Origin of the sequence: Microcystis sp. M53598_WE2 (genome assembly GCF_030067735.1) — a bacterium.
Taxonomy (GTDB): Bacteria; Cyanobacteriota; Cyanobacteriia; order Cyanobacteriales; family Microcystaceae; genus Microcystis; species Microcystis aeruginosa.
The window spans coordinates 1-2738 of the sequence record NZ_JASJFE010000348.1; the positions used below are offsets into that span (position 1 = coordinate 1).

Sequence of the window (2738 nt, forward strand, 5' to 3'; positions counted from 1 at the left end):
CGTTTGGTTTTCACGAACTAATTGAGTGGTTAGCTTATGTAAATGGTCTTTTCTGCTATCGGTGATTCGAGCCTGAATCTTAGCTACTTTGATTCTTGCTTTTTCCCGATTTTTTGACCCTTTCTGTGTTCGAGAATCAACAATTACCGTCGCCTCATAAACAAGTTGTAGACAACGCCAATCAGCACCAAAACCAAAAGCAGGTGGATTAAGCCGCCGCCAATGTTAATGGAGAATCCTAACAACCAGAGGATGAAAAGTATAACAACAGCAGTCCAAACGAGATCAAACATATTTCCCTCCTTGATTTAGAGAAAAGTGATAAAAATTCAGTCATCGATCCTTAATTGAGTATATCTTGAACCGTATCTTTTACGTCTTCTACTGCATTGCGAACTTGGCTTTCGACTTGTTTAGCTTTTCCAGCAACTTGATCTTGGCGGTTGCCAGTAGCTTTACCTATCGCTTCTTGAGCTTTGCCTTCAATGTTCTTTGTGACTGCTTTTGCCCTCCCTTTTAACTTCATCTGGTCTTTTATATCTTCTGCTGCGTTACGAGCCTGACTTTCGACTTGCTTGGCTTTTCCCATCATCTGATCTTTGGGATCGCCTGTCATGTTGCCAATCGCTTCTTGAGCTTTGCCTTCAATATTTTTCGTAACTGCCTTGGCTCGATTCATGCTTGCGATTTGAGTCTGCGATTGGGTGGGTAAAGTTGCAGCCCAACTATTTGTAGTTCCAAAATCAAAAGCTATAGTAATTGCCAGCATTATAGTTAAAATAATGGTGACAAAAAAGCGACGAACCTGTTGAAGTGACATCATTTTAACTCCCAAAAAGAATTTGATGAATCGATGATACATGGATGATGAACAACTACTGTCTAGACCCTTTCGAGAAAGATTTTTCTAGTCTTTGACGGCGTAAGTTTACCGAGGGAGAGATCTTCGACTTCTTTGAGAAGCTAGATATCTGGTAATATTGGGTTTATTTACGCCGCCTTGTCCTAGTGTTTCACCTGTCTCGAAAGAAACCATTTTTTGAGGAAGAGTTCCGATGAAAGCCTGGTTTCAATCATTTGTCTGAATGGCGGTTGCCGTGACAAATGACCTACTAATCAATAATTTTTTTGACTTCATCTTTCACATCTTCGATAGTGTGACGAACTTTTGCCTCTGCCTGTTTTTCCTTGCCCTCTGCTTGAGCTTTGGGATCGCCAGTCAGATCTCCTACTGCTTCTTGAACTTTACCTTCGATATTTTTGGCGGTTGCCTCGGCTCTATCTTTTAAGCTCATGATGCTCTCCTTATTGAATTTGTTGGATTTGAGAACTGCTTACCTAAGTTGAGCTAACAATTCTGCTTCTGGTATTACTGTAACGGGTGGTTGTTTGATTTACTGTATGAATTGATTGAGTCTGTATGAATTGCTTGAATACGACACAAAATGTAACGATACCGTTTCTGCAAGCATAGAACTTACGCATTGACAAAAAGGCTTAAATGTGGGTGGTCTAATTTTGTTATTCTTAGATACAATTTCTCTCTCGACTCTTGACAAAACCCTCTCCGATTTGATTTCCTGACATAAGGGCATCTCTTATAACAGAACAACTGATGAGAAACATTACGAAGCCAACAACTGCTCAATGTAATCTGGCTATTTACACCCTATTTTTGCTCGGCGAACCTAAATATATAAGCTGTGTTCGTTTGGCTCAAATTCTGGGCAATTTATCTCATGACAGTGTCAATCGTTTCTTGTGGCGAGAGAACTATACACCCAAGGATTTGTTGGATGAAGTGGCTCCTCAAATCGAACTTGAAGGAGGAACAATCAGTACAGACGACATGGTAATTGACAAGCCTTATAGTCACCCAGCTAAAGCTGAGTTAATCGATTACTTTTACTGGTGGTAAACACAAAAAAGTAGTCAAAGGTATTAACGTAGTTACCTGATATTATACCGATTGTAAAGGAAGGTCAGTTCCCGTTAATTATTGAATCGTTAATAAACAGGAGGGTCAGACAAAACATGAATATTTCTTAGAAATGTTGGACGAAGTAAAAGCTTGGGGATTGAAACCAGAGACAGTCACAGGAGATAGTTGGTATGCTGCCAAAGAAACCATGAATACCCTTAAAGACAAGGGCTTTCGGGGTTTGTTTGCTCCTCATCGAAAATTTGGGTCTGAAACCCCGTCGTTCTACGACGGCTTTACTGTTAAATATGAGCATCGTTTACGAAATATATGCTAAAATGTGAGGTATGGAAAAAGCCTATTCGTTTCGATTTTACCCCACACCCGAACAAGAGTCGCTATTGCGGCGCACGTTGGGCTGTGTAAGATTGGTTTACAACAAAGCTCTCCATCTCAGAACACAAGCATGGTACGAAAAGCAAGAAAGAGTAGGCTACGCTCAAACTTCTTCAATGCTAACTGATTGGAAAAAGCAAGAAGAATTAAACTTTCTCAATGAAGTAAGCTGTGTACCTTTACAACAAGGGTTAAGACATTTACAAACAGCTTTCACTAATTTCTTTGCTGGTCGTACTAAGTATCCTAACTTTAAGAAAAAACATCAAGGAGGAAGTGCCGAATTTACCAAATCTGCTTTTAAGTTCAAAGACAAACAAATCTATTTAGCTAAATGCACAGAACCTTTACCTATTCGATGGTCAAGACAAATACCAGACGGATGTGAACCAAGTACAGTAACAGTCAGATTACATCCTTC

General features: G+C 39.8%; 6 protein-coding genes and 1 pseudogene. 3 read left to right on the forward strand and 4 right to left on the reverse strand.

Going from position 1 to position 2738, the window contains the following annotated elements:
- From PX636_RS07490 to PX636_RS07505, 4 genes and pseudogenes are all read right to left on the reverse strand, one after another.
- Nucleotides 1-135, reverse strand: a pseudogene (locus tag PX636_RS07490) (transposase); the annotation flags it as partial.
- An 8-nt stretch (nt 136-143) separates the two neighbouring features.
- Nucleotides 144-293, reverse strand: a complete 150-nt coding sequence (locus PX636_RS07495) for a lmo0937 family membrane protein (RefSeq protein ID WP_110546089.1) — start codon at nt 291-293, stop codon at nt 144-146.
- Nucleotides 294-343: 50 nt separating this feature from the next.
- Complete coding sequence (locus PX636_RS07500) at nt 344-820, reverse strand: CsbD family protein (RefSeq protein WP_002783581.1); 477 nt, start codon at nt 818-820, stop codon at nt 344-346.
- A 292-nt stretch (nt 821-1112) separates the two neighbouring features.
- Complete coding sequence (locus tag PX636_RS07505; RefSeq protein WP_002763229.1) at nt 1113-1295, reverse strand: CsbD family protein; 183 nt, start codon at nt 1293-1295, stop codon at nt 1113-1115.
- A gap of 320 nt (nt 1296-1615) precedes the next feature.
- Here PX636_RS07505 and PX636_RS07510 point away from each other — a divergent pair, with 320 nt between their 5' ends.
- From PX636_RS07510 to PX636_RS07520, 3 genes are all read left to right on the forward strand, one after another.
- A complete protein-coding gene (locus tag PX636_RS07510) occupies nt 1616-1918 on the forward strand; it encodes a hypothetical protein (protein ID WP_002799007.1) in 303 nt (100 codons plus the stop codon).
- A 133-nt stretch (nt 1919-2051) separates the two neighbouring features.
- Nucleotides 2052-2258, forward strand: coding sequence for a hypothetical protein (locus PX636_RS07515; RefSeq protein ID WP_002799008.1), 207 nt, complete (start codon nt 2052-2054; stop codon nt 2256-2258).
- Between the two features lie 10 nt (nt 2259-2268).
- A partial coding sequence (locus PX636_RS07520; protein WP_288116633.1) for an RNA-guided endonuclease InsQ/TnpB family protein occupies nt 2269-2738 on the forward strand: 470 nt, incomplete at its 3' end.

Bases quoted from the DNA above. Each gene is read 5' to 3' on its own strand.
- PX636_RS07495 (WP_110546089.1), bottom strand. From the start codon at position 293: ATGTTTGATCTCGTTTGGACTGCTGTTGTTATACTTTTCATCCTCTGG.
- PX636_RS07500 (WP_002783581.1), bottom strand. From the start codon at position 820: ATGTCACTTCAACAGGTTCGTCGCTTTTTTGTCACCATTATTTTAACT.
- PX636_RS07505 (WP_002763229.1), bottom strand. From the start codon at position 1,295: ATGAGCTTAAAAGATAGAGCCGAGGCAACCGCCAAAAATATCGAAGGT.
- PX636_RS07510 (WP_002799007.1), top strand. From the start codon at position 1,616: ATGAGAAACATTACGAAGCCAACAACTGCTCAATGTAATCTGGCTATT.
- PX636_RS07515 (WP_002799008.1), top strand. From the start codon at position 2,052: ATGTTGGACGAAGTAAAAGCTTGGGGATTGAAACCAGAGACAGTCACA.